At 38.6% G+C, this 20496-nt stretch carries 21 protein-coding genes; 12 read left to right on the top strand and 9 right to left on the bottom strand.

From position 1 onward, the window contains the following. The first annotated feature begins 68 nt into the window (after nt 1-68). Genes NST93_RS16700 through thrB form a run of 3 tightly spaced genes read left to right on the top strand, consistent with a single transcriptional unit; the run spans nt 69 to nt 3323 of the window. On the top strand, nt 69-1370 hold the full coding sequence (locus NST93_RS16700) for a homoserine dehydrogenase (protein ID WP_405098990.1): 1302 nt from the start codon (nt 69-71) through the stop codon (nt 1368-1370). After that, nucleotides 1367-2431: a threonine synthase gene (thrC, locus tag NST93_RS16695; protein ID WP_405098988.1), complete on the top strand. Its 1065-nt coding sequence runs from the start codon at nt 1367-1369 to the stop codon at nt 2429-2431. The genes NST93_RS16700 and thrC overlap by 4 nt, the downstream gene beginning before the upstream one ends. Beyond that, entirely contained in the window at nt 2424-3323 is a 900-nt protein-coding gene (gene thrB, locus NST93_RS16690; RefSeq protein ID WP_405098986.1) for a homoserine kinase, read from the top strand. Before thrC ends, thrB begins: the two co-directional genes overlap by 8 nt. A 205-nt stretch (nt 3324-3528) precedes the next feature. Here thrB and argF read toward each other — a convergent pair whose 3' ends face one another. Both argF and NST93_RS16680 read right to left on the bottom strand, forming a co-directional pair. Further along, nucleotides 3529-4494, bottom strand: coding sequence for an ornithine carbamoyltransferase (argF, locus tag NST93_RS16685; RefSeq protein ID WP_405098984.1), 966 nt, complete (start codon nt 4492-4494; stop codon nt 3529-3531). A 117-nt stretch (nt 4495-4611) separates the two neighbouring features. Further along, nucleotides 4612-5808 carry a class I SAM-dependent rRNA methyltransferase gene (locus NST93_RS16680; protein ID WP_405098982.1) on the bottom strand — a complete coding sequence of 399 codons (1197 nt, stop codon included), beginning with the start codon at nt 5806-5808 and terminating at the stop codon, nt 4612-4614. Between the two features lie 113 nt (nt 5809-5921). Between NST93_RS16680 and NST93_RS16675 the strand changes: the two genes are divergently transcribed. Next, nucleotides 5922-7283 carry an FAD-dependent oxidoreductase gene (locus NST93_RS16675; RefSeq protein WP_405098980.1) on the top strand — a complete coding sequence of 454 codons (1362 nt, stop codon included), beginning with the start codon at nt 5922-5924 and terminating at the stop codon, nt 7281-7283. Between the two features lie 80 nt (nt 7284-7363). Here NST93_RS16675 and NST93_RS16670 read toward each other — a convergent pair whose 3' ends face one another. Next, nucleotides 7364-7558 (bottom strand): YwbE family protein, encoded by a 195-nt coding sequence (locus NST93_RS16670; protein WP_405098978.1) that lies wholly within the window; start codon nt 7556-7558, stop codon nt 7364-7366. A gap of 173 nt (nt 7559-7731) precedes the next feature. Between NST93_RS16670 and eutH the strand changes: the two genes are divergently transcribed. Beyond that, complete coding sequence (gene eutH, locus NST93_RS16665) at nt 7732-8820, top strand: ethanolamine utilization protein EutH (protein WP_405103925.1); 1089 nt, start codon at nt 7732-7734, stop codon at nt 8818-8820. A 12-nt stretch (nt 8821-8832) separates the two neighbouring features. Here the strand turns inward: eutH and NST93_RS16660 are convergent, their stop codons facing one another. Continuing rightward, complete coding sequence (locus tag NST93_RS16660; RefSeq protein WP_405098976.1) at nt 8833-9084, bottom strand: hypothetical protein; 252 nt, start codon at nt 9082-9084, stop codon at nt 8833-8835. 85 nt (nt 9085-9169) lie between these two features. Here NST93_RS16660 and NST93_RS16655 point away from each other — a divergent pair, with 85 nt between their 5' ends. Next, entirely contained in the window at nt 9170-9613 is a 444-nt protein-coding gene (locus tag NST93_RS16655; RefSeq protein WP_405098974.1) for a YaiI/YqxD family protein, read from the top strand. A gap of 51 nt (nt 9614-9664) precedes the next feature. On the opposite strand, the gene NST93_RS16650 is transcribed toward NST93_RS16655, so the two are convergent. The 4 genes from NST93_RS16650 to NST93_RS16635 form a co-directional block, all read right to left on the bottom strand. After that, nucleotides 9665-10381, bottom strand: coding sequence for an isoprenyl transferase (locus NST93_RS16650; RefSeq protein WP_405098972.1), 717 nt, complete (start codon nt 10379-10381; stop codon nt 9665-9667). A gap of 20 nt (nt 10382-10401) precedes the next feature. Then, nucleotides 10402-11862, bottom strand: coding sequence for a DUF4153 domain-containing protein (locus NST93_RS16645; RefSeq protein WP_405098970.1), 1461 nt, complete (start codon nt 11860-11862; stop codon nt 10402-10404). Nucleotides 11863-11978: 116 nt separating this feature from the next. Continuing rightward, nucleotides 11979-12611 carry an HAAS signaling domain-containing protein gene (locus NST93_RS16640; protein ID WP_405098968.1) on the bottom strand — a complete coding sequence of 211 codons (633 nt, stop codon included), beginning with the start codon at nt 12609-12611 and terminating at the stop codon, nt 11979-11981. Then, nucleotides 12608-12940 (bottom strand): PadR family transcriptional regulator, encoded by a 333-nt coding sequence (locus NST93_RS16635; protein ID WP_405098966.1) that lies wholly within the window; start codon nt 12938-12940, stop codon nt 12608-12610. The genes NST93_RS16640 and NST93_RS16635 overlap by 4 nt, the downstream gene beginning before the upstream one ends. An 855-nt stretch (nt 12941-13795) precedes the next feature. Here NST93_RS16635 and NST93_RS16630 point away from each other — a divergent pair. Further along, on the top strand, nt 13796-15367 hold the full coding sequence (locus NST93_RS16630) for a Vga family ABC-F type ribosomal protection protein (RefSeq protein WP_405098964.1): 1572 nt from the start codon (nt 13796-13798) through the stop codon (nt 15365-15367). 523 nt (nt 15368-15890) lie between these two features. On the opposite strand, the gene NST93_RS16625 is transcribed toward NST93_RS16630, so the two are convergent. Then, a complete protein-coding gene (locus NST93_RS16625) occupies nt 15891-16661 on the bottom strand; it encodes an SDR family NAD(P)-dependent oxidoreductase (RefSeq protein WP_405098962.1) in 771 nt (256 codons plus the stop codon). Nucleotides 16662-16860: 199 nt separating this feature from the next. On the opposite strand from NST93_RS16625, the gene NST93_RS16620 reads away from it, so the two are divergent. From NST93_RS16620 to NST93_RS16600, 5 genes are all read left to right on the top strand, one after another. After that, nucleotides 16861-17580 carry a phosphate ABC transporter ATP-binding protein gene (locus tag NST93_RS16620; protein WP_405098960.1) on the top strand — a complete coding sequence of 240 codons (720 nt, stop codon included), beginning with the start codon at nt 16861-16863 and terminating at the stop codon, nt 17578-17580. After that, nucleotides 17577-18338 (top strand): ABC transporter permease, encoded by a 762-nt coding sequence (locus NST93_RS16615; protein ID WP_405098958.1) that lies wholly within the window; start codon nt 17577-17579, stop codon nt 18336-18338. Before NST93_RS16620 ends, NST93_RS16615 begins: the two co-directional genes overlap by 4 nt. A gap of 120 nt (nt 18339-18458) precedes the next feature. Continuing rightward, nucleotides 18459-18890 (top strand): MarR family winged helix-turn-helix transcriptional regulator, encoded by a 432-nt coding sequence (locus NST93_RS16610; protein ID WP_405098956.1) that lies wholly within the window; start codon nt 18459-18461, stop codon nt 18888-18890. Further along, nucleotides 18890-19843, top strand: coding sequence for a ring-cleaving dioxygenase (locus tag NST93_RS16605; protein ID WP_405098954.1), 954 nt, complete (start codon nt 18890-18892; stop codon nt 19841-19843). Before NST93_RS16610 ends, NST93_RS16605 begins: the two co-directional genes overlap by 1 nt. A 12-nt stretch (nt 19844-19855) precedes the next feature. Then, nucleotides 19856-20464: a flavin reductase family protein gene (locus NST93_RS16600; protein WP_405098952.1), complete on the top strand. Its 609-nt coding sequence runs from the start codon at nt 19856-19858 to the stop codon at nt 20462-20464. Nucleotides 20465-20496 lie beyond the last annotated feature (32 nt).

The raw sequence follows: 20496 nt of genomic DNA, 5'->3' as shown, positions 1-20496 counted from the left end.
TTTTCGTGTTTAAATTGATTAAATATAAAAAATTCAGCTGCTTCCTCAGGCAGCAATGGGGTGATGATATGGAAAATAAGGTTTCAATCGGATTATTAGGACTTGGTGTCGTTGGTTCGGGAGTAATTAATATTATCCAAAGCCATCAGGAAAAACTCAGACATCAGCTGGGTGCAGAAGTCGAAGTAAAGCGCGTTCTCGTACGTAATTTAGAAAAAGCACGTCATGCAAATATCGAGGCATCTGTGTTAACACTTGATCCAGAGGATATCTTAAATGACCCTGAAATTGATGTTGTAATCGAAGTAATGGGCGGCATCGAAATAGCAAAGGAATATATTCTCAAGGCATTTGCTGCAAGAAAGCACGTAATCTCTGCCAATAAAGATTTAGTTGCAATCCACGGTCCGGAATTACATGCTGCTGCCGAACAAAATAAATGCGACTTTTATTATGAGGCCAGTGTTGCTGGCGGTATTCCAATTTTAAGAGGAATTACTGACGGGCTTGCTTCAGACCGTATTCAGCGTGTAATGGGAATTGTAAATGGAACAACAAACTACATATTAACGAAAATGGCTGAAGAGGGCATGAGCTACGATGCTGCTTTACAGGAAGCACAGGAATTAGGTTTTGCAGAAGCTGATCCAACGGCAGATGTCGAAGGACTTGATGCAGCACGTAAAATGGCAATTCTTGGCCGCCTGGCTTTCTCAACACCTGTAGATTTAGGAGATGTAAAAGTATCGGGTATCTCAAAAATTACAAGTGAAGATATTAAACATGGGAATGAATTCGGCTATACAATGAAGCTTATTGGCTATGCGGACTTTACCAACCAGGAACTGGACATCCATGTATTGCCAACGTTTTTATCAAATTCACATCCATTAGCAACAGTAAAAAATGAATACAATGCAGTTTATGTGTATGGTGAAGCAGTCGGTGAAACGATGTTTTACGGACCAGGTGCCGGCAGTCTCCCTACCGCTACAGCAATTGTTTCTGATTTAGTTGCAGTTATTAAGAATATTCGTCTTGGTGTATCGGGTGAACAAATTGTTCATTATTATTTTGATAAAGAATTAAAGCCTGCAAGCAAGCGATTTTCTCAATATTATATGCGTGTGAACGTAAAAGATGAGGCTGGCGTTTTTTCACAGCTTTCTAAGCTATTTCATGATTATGAAATTAGTCTGAAACGTATCCTGCAAAGTCCTAAAGATAAAAATAAAACAGCAGAAATTATTGTAATCACACATCAAACATCAGAAGAAAACTTTACGAATCTATTAGAGAAGCTGCGAAAGCTGGATGCAGTTAACGAGATTTCCAGCTACTATCGAGTAGAAGGAGATGGAGCGGAATGACTTGGCAAGGTTTAATTCATGCATATGGAAGGTATTTGCCTATAACAAATGAAACACCAGCACTTAGCTTAAATGAAGGAAATACCCCACTCATCTATTTTCCAAATCTATCGGAAAAACTAGGAATTGAGTTATATGGAAAAGTGGAGGGTACAAACCCAACCGGTTCTTTCAAGGACCGTGGAATGGTGATGGCCATCGCTAAAGCAAAAGAGGCCGGCAGCAAATCGGTCATCTGCGCTTCTACCGGGAATACCTCTGCAGCCGCGGCAGCTTATGCAGCAAGAGCAGGACTTCAGGCTATTATTGTAATCCCTAAAGGGAAGGTTGCCCTTGGCAAACTAGCACAAGCCGTTATCTATGGCGCAAAAATCATTGAAATTGACGGAAACTTTGATGAAGCACTTACAATGGTACGGGAGATCAGTGAAACAACACCGGTAACTTTAGTGAATTCAGTAAACCCATATCGGATTGAAGGACAAAAAACTGCAGCCTTTGAAATTTGTGATGCACTTGGCAGTGCACCTGATATTTTAGCCATTCCTGTTGGGAATGCTGGGAATATTAGTGCATACTGGAAAGGCTTTAAAGAGTATCATAAAGAAAAACAAACTGGTTTGCCGAAAATGTTTGGCTTTGAGGCCGAGGGAGCAGCAGCCATTACGAAAGATGAAATCATTGCACAGCCAGAGACAGTGGCAACTGCAATCCGTATTGGCAACCCTGCAAGCTGGAAGCTCGCCACAGCGGCACGGGACGAGTCAGGTGGTATTATCACTTCTGTAACAGATGAAGAAATTTTAGAGGCGTTTCAGCTGCTTCCCAAAACGGAAGGTGTCTTTGCTGAGCCTGGTTCAAATGCCTCTATTGCAGGGGTCATCCAGCAATGTGAACAAGGAAATATTCCACAAGGAAGTAGAGTTGTTGCAGTGCTAACTGGAAATGGCCTAAAAGACCCGCAAACTGTGCAAGACAACCAAAAAATTGCGCCAGTCTCCCTGCCAAATGATGTAGCTGCTATAAAAAACTATATTGAAGAGCTGACAGCGGATGAATAGGTTTAAAATTATAGTTCCTGCCAGCTCAGCGAATCTTGGCCCTGGCTTTGATTCAATGGGCTTGGCAGTAAACATATATTTAACTCTAAAAGTTAAACAACAAGAGAATTGGGAATTTATCTCCCCATCTGCAGCAGCGGATTTGCCATATGAAGAGCATTTTATTTATCGTGTTGCTAAAAAGACTGCAGATAAATATGGAAAAGCGCTGCCCCCCTGCCGTGTTGAGGAAATAAGCAGTATTCCTTTAGCACGCGGCCTTGGAAGCAGTGCATCAGCAATTATTGCAGGAATTGAACTTGCTAACCAGCTCTCTGAGCTGAAGCTGTCCGATGAAGAAAAGCTTGCATATGCAACTGAATTGGAAGGACATCCGGATAATGTTGCTCCTGCTTTATTTGGGGGATTAATTATTTCTACTTATATAGACGGTGAGATTGACTGGATAAAGCTTTCTGATTTTTCCCCGATGCTTGCCGTGTATATTCCCGATATAGAATTGAAAACAGATACTGCTAGAGATGTCTTGCCAGCGCAATATTCAAGAAATGAAGCTGCACTTGCTAGTGGTGTCAGTAATCTTGTTGTTGCAAGTCTGCTGAATGGTGACTATGCACTTGCAGGAAAAATGATGGAAAAAGATCGTTTCCATGAGCCTTTTCGAAAAGAACTAATTCCGAATTATGATTTGATAAAATCTGAAGCAAGAATTTTAGGTGCTTATGGAACCACTATCAGCGGAGCTGGTCCAACAATGATTTCTTTTGTTCACCAGACGAATAGAAAACGCTTTGTTGAGCACTTTTCCAAAGTGCTGCCGGACTATCGTATCGAAGAGCTTGAGATGGATCGGACAGGCTTGAGAGTGGAATTTTTAGATGAAGAGGTGTAAATCGCTTCGGTTACTAAGCTAACAGGCGCGCGTTGCTAGTCCTTAAATTACGATTACGGCGATGGGGATACATTCAGGCGTTTAGCCTTGGCCGGATGGTTATAATTTCACTCACATAGCAGTCGGATGTATCGCTGCCCCTCCAATCAAAAACCGAGTGTATGCCAGTTGGTAGTCCTGGCTTACACTCGGTTTTCAATCTTTTTTAACTCATTAATGCCGTCATTAAGGCTTTCTGTGCGTGAAGCCGGTTTTCAGCTTGTTGGAATACGACAGAGTGTCCCCCTTCAATTACGGATTCTGTCACTTCTTCATCCCGATGAGCAGGAAGACAGTGCATAAATGTCACATCTTCTTTCGCTTTGGCAAGAAGCGATTCGTTTACCTGATAGTCAGCAAAATCCTTTCTGCGTTTTACCTGCTCCTCTTCCTGCCCCATACTTGCCCATACGTCCGTATAAATAAAGTCTGCTCCTTGTACTGCTTCATTTGGATCAGTACATAATGTAATCTTTCCACCAGATGTTTTTGCAAATTGCTGTGCTTTCTCAACAACTTCCTTATCAGGTGCATATCCATCTGGCGCGACAACGACAATTTCTATTCCCATTTTTGCAGAACCAATCATCAAGGAGTGTGCCACATTATTGCCGTCCCCAATATATACGAGCTTTTTCCCTTTTAAATCACCTTTAACTTCCATCATAGTCTGGAGATCCGCCAATACCTGACAGGGGTGGTACAAATCTGTTAATCCATTAATTACAGGTATTGTTGCATATTTAGCAAGCTCTTCCACATCGTGATGAGAGTAAGTACGAATCATAATTCCATCTAAATATCCTGACAGCACTCTTGCGGTGTCTGCAATTGTTTCTCCTCGTCCAAGCTGCATATCTTTTGAACTCAAGAATAATGCCTGCCCGCCAAGTTGAATCGTCCCAGCTTCAAAGGATACGCGTGTTCTTGTTGAAGATTTTTCAAATATCATTCCAAGTACTTTTCCTTTTAACGGTTCAAAGGGGATCCCCTTTTTCTTTTGTGCTTTAATATAAAAAGCTAAATCCAATAAATCATTGATTTGTTCAGGGCTATAATCTGCAAGTGTCAAAAAATCCTGCCCATATAATTCTTCATTATGTGTATTCAACTTCTTTATCGCAGGCGCCATGTATTCATTCCTCCATAAAATCGACTTTTGTATTATTATGCATTAAAACTAATATTCATGCAAGTGTTTTCTTGTTCTTTTATAAAAAAAGATTCACCCGCAATAGGTGAATCTGCTTTAAGATAGCTTTTCGATAAACAATACTTTTAAATAGTTTCCTTCTTTATAGAATTGACTTACTCGGAAATCCTCCGGTAAAGAAAATGCATCAAGAATCCGGTAATTACTGTTCATTCTCTTAAATCCTTGATCAATTAACTTTTTAAACTTGGCCATTCCGAATGTTGCTGTATTTGTGGAGGCAACTATGATTCCATTTTTTTCTGTTATTTCTATTGTCTCCTCGATTAGCCAAGGATAATCCTTTACTGTACTGAAGTTACGCTTTTTCGAACGTGCAAAACTTGGAGGATCAAGGATAACTAGATCAAACATCAGCTTTTTACGCTTTACATATTTGAAATAATCGAAGACATCCATCACGACAATATCCTGCTTTTTACTATCGATTTCATTTACAGCAAATTGCTCTTCTGTAAGCGGTCTGCTGCGCTTAGCAAGATCTACACTTGTTGTATGTGCTGCTCCCCCTAATAAAGCTGCCACTGAAAAGGCGCCAGTATATGAAAATGTATTTAATACTTTCTTTCCTTGTGCATAGGAATCACGAATTGTCTTCCTTACATTTCGCTGATCAAGAAAAATCCCTACCATTGCTCCATCATTCAAATCAACTGCATAATTCATCCCGTTTTCTTTTATAACAATTGGAAATTCTGTTTGTTCACCTTTAACAAAGTCATCACCTTCAACATATTGCCCTTTTGTGGCAAAGCGTTTTTTCTCATAGATTGCCTTATAAGTAATCAATTCATCAAAAACTGCAAGAATTTCTTCACGGAAAGAGTAAATCCCTTTGCTATACCAATTAATTAAATAATAACCAGAGAAATAATCAATCGTCAGTCCGCCAATGCCATCCCCTTCTCCATTAAATACACGGAAGGCAGTTGTTTCTTGATTCTCATAAAGTTCCTGACGATTTGCAATGGCAGCGCTGATTTTTTGTTTGAAAAAGTGCTGATCTATTTTATCTTTTTCTTTCCAGCTTAGTATCCAGCCAACTCCTTTATTTTGCATTCCGTAATAACCTGTACCAAGAAAGCGTCCTTCAGGGTCAGTCATTCGAATGAGATCCCCTTCATTCGTTAAGTTTTTTTCATTTTGTATCGCATCACGGCTAATTAATGGGTATTTATTTTGATAGGCTTTTAACTGCTGCTGTTTTATTTTTAATGTAATTGTTTTTCTCATCGGACTCTTCCAATCTAAATTAATTTTAACCTTGCTTCTATCGTAACAAATAATCTTCGTTTTGTTTAATTCCAAGCTAAAACGGCAATAGTTTAATGAAAGGAAGCGATAAAATGATTCAATATGATTATATAATTATTGGTTTTGGCAAGGGAGGAAAAACCTTAGCTGGAGACCTTGCTTCTAAAGGAAAAAACGTTGCAATGATTGAGCAATCCGAAGAAATGTATGGCGGTACATGTATTAATATTGCTTGTATCCCAACTAAATATCTGGTTCACTATGCTGAACAAAAGCAGGGTGACAATGATATGAAAACTTTTTATCAACAAGCAATCGAGGGTAAAGATAAAGTTACAAAGTCATTAAGAGAAAATAATTATAAAAACCTTGCTGATCAAGAGTCCGTAATGGTTTACACTGCAAAAGCAAGTTTTGTTTCAGATAAACAAATTCATTTAGAATCTGCAACTGAAACACTGGAGTTAACTGCAGATAATTTTATTATTAACACTGGTTCAGAACCAGTGATTCCACCAATCGATGGTATAGAGGATACCGATCACATCTATACATCTACCACATTACAACAAGTAAAAGAGCTGCCAGAAGAACTTGTCATTGTAGGCGGCGGCACAATTGGGCTAGAATTTGCCATGCTTTATGCCAATTTCGGTTCCCAGGTAACAATTATCGATAGTTCAGACGAATTCATGAAAAATGAAGATCGGGATATTGCTGAATCGTTGGAAAAGATTTTGAAAGACAAAGGTATTACGATTATTCACAGCAGTAAAGCAGTAGCAGTTAAAAATTATGAGGAAAGAATAAAGATTACACATGAGAGTAAGGACGGTGCTCAAGGAGAGCTCACTGCGGCAGCTTTACTCCTTGCAACTGGAAGAAAACCTTATACAGAGGGACTTAACTTAGATAAAGCTGGTGTCAAGCGAGACAAGAATGGGGCAATACAAGTTGATGAGAATCTAAAAACAAGTGCTGATCATATTTGGGCACTCGGGGATGTAAATGGCGGTCCGCAATTTACTTATATTTCCTTAGATGATTATCGAATTGTTCGCTCCCAAATTTTAGGTGATGGAGCGTATAACTTAGATAAACGGAAAAATATTCCTTATTCTATTTTTGTGGAGCCTGTACTTTCACATGTCGGGTTAAATGAAAAAACAGCGAAGGAAAAGAATATTACCTATAAAGCAGCGTCAATACCTGCTGCTGCAATTCCCAGAACGAAAATTAATAACCAGCCAAATGGTCTCTTAAAAGCATTAGTTAATCCAGACTCAAAAGAAATTCTTGGCTGCACGCTTTTCTGTGCAGAATCCAGCGAAATGATTAATATTGTAAGGGTAGCAATGGAAGCCAATATGCCATACACATTTTTACGTGACAATATCTTTACTCACCCAACGATGAGTGAGGGACTAAACAGTTTATTTGGTAAATTTGATTAAGCATTGCAGATTTTTTAATACGAATTTTGGCAGATGAGAGGCTAATGTCTTACATCTGCCATTTTCTATTGAATACACTCTTAGTCAATAATTTCCTTTACCCTGCCGACAATTTGATTATCCAGCATTACCTTAATCCCATGTGGATGTGTGGACGAGTTTGTTAATATTTTAGCAACTACACCTTCTGTCAGCTTTCCTGAGCGCTGATCCTGCTTTTGTACAATTCGCACACGTAAGCCAGGTTTAATATTTCCTCTATTTCTTCCATCCATATTCAGTAACCTCCTTACAGCTGCTTCCCTATTTATTCCCAGTAATGTAATATTAACAGGATATGAAGTGAATGAACAGTAACTATCAAATAGAAAATTATAGTTGTATAAAGATTCCCTGCATAATAAAATAGACATAATTATACACCACACCGGAAGAAATGGAGCACATCATTTATATGGATCAAATAATTATATACATTGTCGTTTTCTTTTTTATTATTGGAGCAATCGATAAAATTCTTGGTAATCGCTTTGGCTATGGCGAGAGGTTTACAGCTGGACTGATGACAATGGGATCACTTGCTTTGGCTATGATTGGAATTATCTCATTGGCACCAGTAATCGCGGCAGTGCTCCTCCCCGTTATTACACCTGTCTATGGTTTAATTGGCGCAGACCCGGCAACATTTGCGAATACAATTCTAGCAATTGACATGGGTGGACATGCGCTGGCAGAAACAATGGCGCTCACTCCTGAAGCCGGACTCTTCGCTTGGGTGCTGCTTGGAACAACAATTGGACCTACCATTGTTTTTTCCATTCCCGTTGCATTAGGTATTATCAAAAAAGAGGATCAAAATTACTTTGCTCAAGGAATCCTCATCGGGCTGATGACCATTCCAATCGGAACACTTGCCGGTGGACTTGCAGCAGGGTTTGAGCTGGAAATGCTATTAAGAAACTTGTTCCCAACTATTATCATTTCCCTTTTAATTGGATTTGGTATTTGGAAAAAACCAGACTTGATGATTAAGTGCTTTTCCATATTTGGAAAGTTTGTAGAGATTGCAGCAATAGTCGGTCTTGTTGCGATTGTTGTCGAGACGTTAACAGGATTTGTTGTGATTCCAAATCTTGCTCCAATAGAAGAAGGGATTCAAATCGTTGGAACAATTGCGATTTTCATTGCTGGTGCTTTTCCAATGGTACGATTTATCTCAAAGGCACTCAAACGGCCATTAGAAAAACTGGGGACATTTCTCGGCATGAATGAAACTGCAACAGCAGGAATGATTGCTTCACTTGCCCATATTATTCCAATGCTTGCGCTTATGAAAGATATGGACCCACGCGGCAAAGTTATCAACGTTGCCTTTGGTGTCAGTGCCGCCTTCGTATTCGGCAGCCACCTTGGCTTTGTGGCAGGAATTAATGCGGAAATGGTCCTTCCCATGATTATCGGAAAACTCCTCGGTGGCGTAACTGCTGTTGTACTCGCATTATTCATACTTAAAAGGAACACTAGGGCCAGAGCCTAGTATTCCTTTTTTTTAATCAATATACTCGTAATAAATGTTTGAATCAATCATTATTTTTTTGTTTTCCGGCACGGTTAGATACAACACATACTCCCCCGTATAAATAGAGAATGAATCTAATGTTTCTTCATTTTGTTTATCATCAATAAGCTGTGTAAAAGAAAATTCTTTTTCAAAAGCATCATATTGATAAAGTACAGGGCTGGGAGGAGTAATTAAGGCTATATAATAAAATTCCCTAGAATACAATAGGACCGCTAACATTTTAGCAGCACTTTTTTCTTTAAGTTGGTATAGTTAGGAACGGGTTTGATATGCTATAGGAAGAATAATTAGAGGAGGGATGGCTTTGAAGATATTTGTTGATGCAGATGCCTGCCCGGTAAAAGATATCATTATTGAAGAAGCAGCCAAAAGAGAATTAGAAGTCACACTTGTAACGAGTATTTCACACTTTTCACTTCAAGAGCACCCAGCCGGTGTGGAAACAATCTACGTCGATAATGACAGTGAAGCAGCCGATTACCGCATTATGAAGCTGGCTGGAAAGAACGATCTTATAATTACACAGGATTATGGTTTAGCATCACTCGCTCTTGCCAAAGGATGCGCTGTTATGCATCATAAAGGATTTATGTATACGAATAAAAATATCGATGACCTGCTTCAAACAAGGTATTTAAGTGCTCAAGCGAGAAAAGCTGGCCAGCGTACGAAGGGACCAAAAGCATTTACGAAAGATGACAAAGCACTATTCAGAGAAAAATTTATTAAATTGCTTGAGACAAAGTAAAAGCAAGCAGTGAAATTACCAACTGCTTGCTTTTAGGGTTATATTCTCGGATTACCTTGCTGACGGGTATACATCAGCAAATTCATAAATTGCCTTTCTTTGCTGATATTCATACAATGCTTCCCTTAAATGTTCTTCGCCAAAGTCAGGAAAATACACATCAGAGAAATACAGTTCCGTCATTGCACTTTGCCAGAGCAGGAAATTACTTAACCGTTGTTCTCCTCCTGTCCGAATAATCAAATCAGGATCAGGCAAACCGCTCGTATAGAGATAACGTCCAATTAATTCTTCATTCAGCTCCAGCTTCTGCTCACGCATTTCACGTATAACTTGCTGTACCGCCCGAATGATTTCAGCCCTTCCACCATAATTAAAAGCAAAATTAACTATCAATCCAGTATTTTTTTTCGTCTCCTCTATCGCGCGCATCAAAACTTTTTTCGTTGCTGCAGGAAGTCCATCAATGTTACCAGATATCAATATTTTTACATTTCGTCTTATGAATTCAGGCAGCTTTTGCTTGAAAAAACGGATAGGAAGCCGCATTAAATAATTTACTTCTTCCTTTGAACGAGACCAGTTTTCTGATGAGAATGCATATAAGGTCAATACCTCAATATCGAAAGCAATACTCGCATCAATTACTTTTTCCATCGCTTGAACTCCTGCATAATGACCCTGACTTCTTGTCAGTGCATTTGCTTTTCCCCATCTTCCATTGCCATCCATTATAATGCCTACATGTTTCGGCATACGTGATACCATGGTTCCACCTCCAATAAGGTTTAGAGCTCAAGCTCTTCTAACATTTCTTTTGCTTCTTTTCTAGGAAAGTTAAAACCTTGCCAAGATTCTATATCCGAGTCATGCAAAATTGATTTTTTTTCATATAATAACTGCTTTAACTCGGGATAATCAGGGTCTTGCTCATAAAGCGAAACCAGCCCTTTCATTCCTTCTGCTCCAAGATATTCTAAATAATAAATATCTATTTTTCCGGTTTCCTCATAGCGCCCCAAATTATTCTCCACAATAATTTCTTCCAGGTTAATTACATTTAAGATTGTATAAAACAAAAACCCGCTGATTAGATAAAAGTGCAGTAATGATAAGTTCTCCAGCCATACGCGAATGAACGTATAAGCAAAAATCACAATTAAAAATAACATAAAAGAATGTGCAAGCAAGCGGTCGATTGTATAGCCATACATTTCCTCATAAAGGCTTAAACGCTGATAGGCGGATAGCAGCAGAATGCCACTCTCAATAATTAAAGCAGAATAAAGGCTTTTTACAAAAACTTTTAATCCTTTGCTTTCCGGCTTCACACGTTTTAAGAAGCCAATTAGAATCGTCCAGTTAATCATTGTAACGACTAGCAGTTCAAAGAAACCTTTTCTAGCATAGTCTGCATACGTGAATCCTTCTTGTAAGCCACCATTAAAGAAGTAGCTGAATTGCACGGCTATAAATAATAAATATACGGTATTAAGCGATGTCAGAATCGTTGCAGCCATGACACCTGGCATGGCCTTCCTGCCTGAAACTTCTTTTATTTCAAGTTCCCGCTTCGTTCTTCTGCCAAGCACTTGAAAAATACAAAAGAAGAACAATGTCGCAACAAGAATAATTCCCGTACGAACTCCAATATCAATCACGCTAAATTCAAAACGTAAAAAGAACAATTTTAGCATGAGATCATGAAACATATCATCCGCAGACATCAATAAGCGAATAATGATGAATAACAGTGGTAACGCAATGACTGCCCCAAAAAACATCTGACGAAGAACATTGCTTCCTTCCCGTTTTTTGCGCCGCAGAAGCTTTCTGCTGATTATGCTTAAATAATGAACTAAGTAGCTAAGCGCATCAAGCAGCTTAGCAGTCACTAACTTCACAAATGAAAGCTTACTCCAGTTCAACTTTCCCGGGCTTGTGATTAAAACAATTTGGAAAAACACAACTGCAGGTATAACCAGGACATTCAATACGCTAAAAACCGTGCTGTCAAAAAACAAATATCCGCCAGCTAAAATCCAAATCCCTGTCATTAATAAAAGACCGATCCGCCGATGCTCAAAAGAAAAGCGGAAACGCAAGAATAGCACTGCATAAAATGCTGCTATAAAAATGATATAGGAGATTCCAATTCTTCCGTTAAAAAAGCTTCGTTCTGCCAATACTCCAAGCCCTAAACAAGCTAACAGAAATATCCAATCTCTTTGTTTTGTTCCTATACTCATCACAAAAACGCTCCTATGCACATAGATATCCTATGTATATAGATATACTATGTACATAGGTGTAAATTATGATTCATTTTCGGACTGATGCACCTTCTATTCACATTCAGCCCGTTTTAAACTGATGCCTTTCTTCCCCAGCGATATCCTAACCAGCTAATCGGATAAAGCGCGGCAGTTGAAAAAATACAAATAAGAATAAATGAACCATTTAATAATGGATCAAACCATTCATAAGGAATTAAGCGAAAAACAATTAAATACATGAGCAATAAATTAGGTATCACACAAATAACAAATGTGCGATTTAAGATTTTTCTTCCCCGGGCACCAAATGCTTTACCAATTTCATAGCCAAGCAAACCCCAAAATAACATGTAAAATAAAATAACAATGGTAGTTGCTTCAGTTAATGTTTTCCATAACGCTTCAAGCCAATTCCATTCGAGTACATTATATCCTATCGTAAATATAGCACCACTTAAAAATAACGCAATATTCAAAAGCACAAAAAGCCGCTGCATTTTTCTTGGTGTGACAGACCTTTCTTCCTTCCACAATGCTGCAAGCTCTTCTGGTGAACCAAGACGATCAACCAGGAAATCATAGACAGAAATATTTTCTATACTCGTGTCTGCCAGTAAATCCTGCACATGCATTGTATATTCCGCTATGATTTCATCCTTTTTTGAATCATTCACCAGCTCTTTTGCTAATTCTTGCAGAAATTGCTGTGCCTCATCATTCATATTTCATTTCTTCCAATGAGATTGTTCATCACTTGAACATAGCGGTGCCACTCTGTTGTACGCTCTTCAAGGATTTCCTTGCCTTCTTCTGTAATTCGGTAATATTTACGAGCAGGTCCCTTTTCTTGATGCTTCCAATAATGTTCAATGTATGCTTGTTTTTCCATCTTGTGAAGTGCTGGGTATAGCGTGCCCTCTTTCATTTGCAAGCTATGGTTACTTCTTGTATCCATTTCTTTAACCAGCTCATAGCCATACATATCGCGTTCATTTAACAGTTGGAGCACAAGCAAGGATGTACTGCCTTTTACTAATTCTCGATTAAACATATTCTCACCTACCTAGAATAATTAGGTATCTATAATATAAAGCAAGCAAACTTCTTTGTAAAGGAATTTTTTACTTTTTTATATTTAAAGGTTTCATATTTCAGGAAAAGGGTATAGTAATAATACAAGGTGAACTACTATTAAAAAAAGCCGACAGACAACTTGTATTGAATTAGCTCACAACTTGTCAAAAAGCAATTTTTAATAGAGAAATGCACAGCCTTGGCGGAAAATTTGCTTTATGGCGGATTGGGAATACCCGTCAGTATTAAAAAGGGATGAAAATCTCTATGTTAAAAAGGTAAAGTGATTTTTTGGCAGATAAGAAAGCATGGAACTTTCTTGCTGCAGAAGTGCTATTTAGACTGTCATCTGTACATTTGATGACTTACAAGTTTTTAACGCAATTTGCAAGACCATGCTATTGTGAAAGAAAACAGTAAAAGTAAAATCAAGACGGGCTAAGAAATTCCGTCCTCATCAAAAATGGAAGAAATTTTCCGCGTGCAACCTCTGGCAATATGCGGAGGAGGAAAAAGACATCTCTGAAATAATTGGGGTGTCTTTTTCCATTTTCTTGTGCTACAATACACGTGTAAAGACAATTGGAAAGGGTGAACTAAGGGAACATGAAAAACTAATCCTATTTTAAAAAGCGAAACGAACTTTAGAATTAATGAATGAGTCGGCAGCAGCCAAGGTCTGCTTATTTCTCATGCATCATTCTTGTTTCGGAATAGGATTGAATAATTGAAGTAATGTTGCCAAGGGATTCCCTTGTCTATTTATTCTTGTCTCCTATTCTGAAGCTATCATTAGGGGCATTTTTTATGCCTAAAAATGGAGCTGATATGAATGGTTATCACCGAAATCAATCAATTAAAATATGAAATACAGGGCCATATCCTTTTTGAAATTGAGCATTTACAAATACATGCAAAGGAACGGATTGGACTTGTCGGTAAAAATGGCACTGGAAAAACAAGCCTGCTTGAGATCATTGCAGGCAAGAAGCAGGCACAGTCAGGAAAGATTGGTGGAAACACCACTTCTTCCCTTCTCCCCCAGCTGAAAGATACAAATACAATAAAAAGCGGTGGAGAAGTAACACAAAAATATATTGATCAGGCACTCTCTGAAAAAGCAGCATTACTGCTTGCAGATGAACCAACGACTAACCTGGATACAGAAAAAATTGAAAAGCTTGAAAAGAATTTTTCTCGCTATCATGGCGCAATTATTCTTGTATCACATGACCGTGCTTTTCTTGATGCAATCTGCCAGACAATCTGGGAGATTGATAATGGAAAGGTAACTGTATATAAAGGGGATTACTCCGCTTATGCAGAGCAAAAAGAGCTGAAAATCCGGCAGCAGGAAGCAGCTTATGAAAGTTATCTGCAAAAGAAGCAACAGCTGGAGAATGCATTGGAACTCAAGGAACAAAAAGCACAGCGTGCAACAAGAAAACCGAAAAACGTAAGCAAATCCGAAGCTAAAATTACGGGAGCAAAGCCATATTTTGCTAAAAAACAAAAAAAGCTGCAGCAAGCGGCAAAATCAATTGAAACAAGAATTGATAAATTAGAGAAAGCAGAGAAGATTAGAGAGCAGCCAAAAATTAAAATGCTGCTGCCGAATGAGGAAGCACTAAAGGGCCGGTTTATTATCCGTGCCGAGAATATTCCCGGGGAGATTGGCGAAAAAACATTATGGAATGCAGCTGATTTCCATATTAAAGGCGGAGATAAGGTAGCTTTACTCGGCAACAATGGAACAGGGAAGACTACTTTAATCAAGAAGATTATTAGAGGAGATGCTGGAATCTCTGTTTCTCCTGCTGTGAAGTATGCTTACTTTAGTCAGAATTTAGATATTCTGGAAACGAATGAAACAATCCTGGAAAATGTGATGTCCACTTCGATTCAAGATGAAACTACAGTAAGAACCGTTCTAGCAAGACTGCATTTCTTTCGTGATTCCGTCTATAAAGAAGTTAATGTACTAAGCGGTGGTGAAAGAGTAAAGGTTGCCTTTGCAAAGCTCTTTGTCAGTGATTGTAATACATTGATACTTGATGAACCAACGAACTTTCTTGATATTGATGCTGTTGAAGCACTTGAACAGCTGCTGATTGATTATGAAGGTACCGTGCTTCTCGTTTCACATGATCGAACATTCATCGGTAATATAGCTGACCGCATTTTTGCTATCACTAACGAGAAGCTCACCACCTTTGATGGAAACTATGAACAATTTAAAAATTATAAACCAAAGCCTGCAATGGACACTAAGGAACAGCAGCTGCTTGTTATCGAAAATAAAATAACAGAAGTGCTTGGTAAGCTGAGCATAGAGCCTTCAGAGGCACTCGAGCAGGAATTCGAAACGCTCATTCGAAAAAAACGCAAATTATTGAATGATTGAACAGGTCTCTATTTCCTAAATGTGTAATGAGAAACCCTTCCCCTTTATATTAGCATTTTAAGGTTATCCTATTAGTAGACGTGCAGAGATAAATCCCTCTCTCTGCACGTCTATTTTTCACTCAAGTCGTTAATAAAACTTCACACCTACTTATTTTTTCCGATATTTAATTTCATCTAAAAACTCAACATTCACCACTGTCCATGCCCTTTTATAAACTGCTATAAATACGGAGGGAAAATTCAATTGGAGAAGAACAGGCTCCAGCAGAACTGCCTGAAGAATAAAATGGAAGTGAGAAAGAATCCGGTTCTGAGATTCACTGGGGTGTCGACTCTGCCAGTTACACAGATGAAAACTTATTTAAATGTGCATTTCTGAGATCCAAAGGTTTGGGGACGATATCTAGGAGAGCGTGAAGGAATCCCCGCTGGATTGGATGCCGAAGAGAAAACACACTACAACACGCTCCATCCCTCTACAAAAAAGCCCGGATTAACTCCGGGCTCATAAATAGAAATAATTAACGACTTGTATAACCTGCATCAGCATGAATCGTTGTACCAGTGATATAAGAAGATGCATCAGAAGCTAACCATAAAGTTGCTTCAGCAATTTCTCTAGCTTGTCCAAAACGGTTTAATAGACTCAACTGTGGAGCATATGTTTCTTCATCTAGACCAAATTGTTCTAATGCGCCACGAAGCATCGGTGTATCAATCGCTCCCGGTGCTACAGAATTGACCCGAATGTTATATTGACCATTTTCTAATGCAGCAACCTTCGTCATACCGACTACTCCATGCTTAGCTGCAACATATGCAATATTATTCGGTTGTGGACGGTAGCCACTTACAGATGAAATATTAATGATTGATCCGCCATTACCTTGTTTTTTCATTTGCTGTAATTCATATTTTTGGCATAATGCAGCACCTTTCAGGTCTACTAACATTAAGCGATCCCAATAATCTTCATCAAATTCGTCAGCCGGTTTATCATCCGGAGTTAATGCAGCATTATTTACTGCTACATCAAGCTTGCCATAAGTATCGACAGCAAATTTCACCATTGCCTGTACTTCTTCAGAGTTAGAAACATCTACCTTTACAAAGGAAGCATCTCCACCAGCAGCTTTAATTTCCTCAACAGCTTCTTGGCCTTTTTCTTCATTGAAGTCAGCTATAACTACTTTTGCCTTGGCTTCAGCAAAAAGCTCTGCAGTTGCTTTCCCCATACCCATCGCTGCTCCAGTTACAATAGCAACTTTACCTTCTAATGCAGGAAATGTCATTTAAATCATCCCTTCTCATTAATGTTTCTATCATATTCTATTATATGTTCAAATATTCACAATTTCAAGTGAAGTGCTTTTTGTTGCTAAAAAACTTCACTGCAGACGTTTAGTGCCTTCTGCTTTTTCTCTATTATAGTAATAGTCTTTTTGGTAAACTCTATATAATACCGAATACATTTGAAAGAGGAATACTTCTATGGAAAAGGCAATCGAATTTCATCATGTTTATTATACGGATGGGCCGACCGAAATTATTAGAGGACTATCTGGTTCTATTGCAAAAGGAAAAATCACTACACTGGTCGGTCCATCTGGAGCGGGAAAAACGACATTATTCCGTCTGTGCAATGGACTGATTTCACCAACTAAAGGGGATATATTAATTGAAGGAAAGAGTATTCAAAGCTATGAACCAACTTTACTTAGAAGAAAAATCGGCCTTGCATTGCAAAGTGCAACGATGCTGAGTGGTACTGTATTTAAAAATCTCTCTCTGCCTAAGGAAATTATAGGAGAACGGCTGACAAAAGATGAAGCTAACACCCTCCTATCTTCCGTCAGTTTAAAACCAAGCTTGCTAAAGAAAAATGTAAAAGAGCTTTCTGGCGGGGAACGGCAAAAGTTATCTATTGCCAGGACATTGATTAACCGGCCTAAAATATTACTTCTTGATGAAATAACATCCTCACTTGACCGGATTTCAAAGCAAGAAATTGAGGAATTAATAGTACGAATTAATAAGGAATTCAATGTAACTATTATCTGGATTACCCATAATCTCAGACAAGCGACTCAAATCGGTGACGAAGCTTGGGTAATGATGAATGGGGAGTTATTGGAATCTGGTAACAGCAATCTATTATTTAATCCCCAGACGGAACAGGTGCGCCGCTTTGTAAAGGGGGAATTTCAATGAGCTTTCTAACATTATCTTTAGCACTTATCTTTGTGCTCATTCCGCTTTTACTCACAAAAACATTGAAGCTCGGGCTCGGTAAAGATACAATCATCGCAACGATTCGATCCATTGTCCAATTGCTTGCGGTTGGATACATACTTACATTTGTATTTGAAGCAGATAATTTTATCTATATCATTCTGATGATTGCACTAATGATTGGAGCGGCAACCCATAACGCAAGAAAAAAAGGCGCTTCCATTCAAGGCATTACGTGGAAGTTAATACTTACATTCACATTTGTAGAAGTATTGACACAAACTATCCTTCTCGGTTTTGCCATCACACCTGCAGAAGCACAATATATTATACCAATCAGCGGAATGGTCGTGGGGAATTCCATGGTTCTGTCCATTCTTTTCTTAAATCGCTTTACTGCAGAAATTGAAGCTCGACAAGACGAAACAGAGCTGATCCTATCGCTTGGCGGCACACCAAAGCAAGCCATTCATCATGCTTTAATCACATCGATTAAAGCTAGTATGATTCCAACAATAGAAAGCCAAAAGACAATTGGACTTGTGCAGCTTCCTGGTATGATGAGCGGACAGATTATCGCAGGAGCAGACCCTGTACAAGCTGTACAATTTCAGTTGCTCATTCTTTTCCTATTGCTGACTACTGCTGCGGTCACAAGCATTATGCTTGGATTTCTTTCATACCCTGCTTTATTTAATAAACGCATGCAAATGCTCAAGTTAAGTAAAGCAGAATAACTAGCATCACCCTATATAGGAACGCTTGACAGTCCAAGAGATACATCTTATAATATAATTAATTAAGTAATTCGTAATTCAGTATATTGTTTTTTAGTTTATTCGAAAGGAGAAATAACAATGAGTGAAAACTTATCATTAAAGGCTTTTGTTGTTATTATGAAAGCATCAAAAACATTAGAAGAACTAGTAAAAAAAGATATCGCAGATCATGGTATGAAAACTTCTGACTTCGCTATTCTTGAAGCTCTATATCATAAAGGCAGACAAACAATTAAACAAATTTCCGAAGCAGTATTAATCAACACTGGATCGATTACCTATGTTATCGATAAACTGGAGAAAAACGGCTACTTGCAAAGAATACATTGCACAGAAGACCGTCGTGTTGTTTATATCGAGATTACACCAAAAGGGAATGATGTAATGAATGAAATCTTCCCTAAACACCAGAAAATGATTGAAGAATTATTTACTGATATAACAGATGAAAACAAGAGAATATTGATTGATACTGTTAAAATGATTGGTAAAAAAGGAGAAATCATCTAATGAAGAAAACAGCTGGAATTCACCACATCTCTGCAATTGTTGGTCATCCTCAAGAAAATACAGATTTCTATGCTGGCGTATTAGGTCTTCGCATGATTAAAAAAACAGTGAATTTTGATGATCCAGGAACCTACCATCTCTATTTTGGAAATGAGGCTGGTGAACCCGGAACAATAATCACCTTCTTCCCGTGGGCAAATGCTTATCCAGGTGCAGTTGGCGGCGGCCAAACAGGAGTAACATCCTATGTCATCCCTCTAAATACAATGGATTTTTGGGAAAAGAGATTAGAAAGCTTCCACATTCATTATACTAAAGCGGAGCGCTTTGGAGAAACCTCTTTGCGTTTCAATGACCCTCATGGCTTAAAACTGGAACTTGTTGAAAGAGAATCAGGCAAAGAAAATGGCTGGAGCTTTGGAGATATTAAACCTGAGTACGCAATTAAAGGATTCGGCGGTGCAACTCTTTATTCTGTACGACCAGAAAAAACAATGGAGACACTTACAGAAGTAATGGGACTTGAAAGAGTTGGTGAAGAAGCTGATATTGTACGTTTCAAAAGCTTCGGAGATATCGGCAATGTAATTGATGTTCGTAAATTTCCCATGCCGCGTGGAAAAATGGGTGTCGGAACAGTCCATCATATTGCTTGGCGTGCTGAAAACGAGGCAGACCATCTTGACTGGCAGAAAACAGTTCGAGAAGCGGGCTATATGGCAACAGAAGTAAAAGACCGTAATTATTTCAATGCCATTTACTTCCGGGAATATGGGGAAATTTTATTCGAAATTGCTACGGATCCTCCGGGTTTCACAGTTGATGAAGCACCTGAATCACTGGGGAGTGAATTAAAATTACCTCCACAATATGAAGCACATCGTGAAACACTCGTTCAATCACTTATCCCTATTAAATTACCAGGGGTGAATGATAATAAAGGACATAAATAAAGGAGGATTTATGTGCTTTCCTTTGACCCAAGAGATAATACAGAGAGAGAAAACTATAAGCTGCTGATTGGCACTGTTATCCCCCGCCCGGTTGCATTTGTAACTAGTATATCACCAGACGGGATTGTCAACGCAGCACCTTTCAGCTATTTTAATATCGCTGCGACAGATCCGCCAATGCTGTCTGTTTCGTTTCAGCGCAATAATGGCATTCAAAAGGATTCAGCGAGAAATATTATTGAAACGGGCAAATTTGTCATTCATATCGTTGATGAAGACAATGTTACAGAAATAAATAAAACCGCAGCAACCCTGCCCCCCGAGAGAAGTGAAATTGATATTACAAATCTAGTGCTTATCGACAGCGAAACAATTGATGTTCCAGCTGTGGAAAATGCCAAAGTACGGTTTGAATGTAAGCTGGAAAGAGCAATAGAACTCGGACCAGATGGAAAAACAACTGCTGACTTTATCATTGGAAGAATTGAAAGATTCCATATTGCTGAACATATTTATGAAGCAGGAAAGATAAATTACAATGAGCTGCAGGCTATGAGCCGGCTTGCTGGCCATGATTATGCAAAAGTTGGCGAGGTTTTCACTATTGAAAGACCGAAATAATTGTCCAAAAAAGAGATTGATAAGAAGGGAGA

It is taken from the genome of Oceanobacillus sp. FSL H7-0719 (assembly GCF_045040795.1).
GTDB lineage: Bacteria > Bacillota > Bacilli > Bacillales > Amphibacillaceae > Oceanobacillus.
This window is presented reverse-complemented; position numbering and strand designations above follow the sequence as displayed.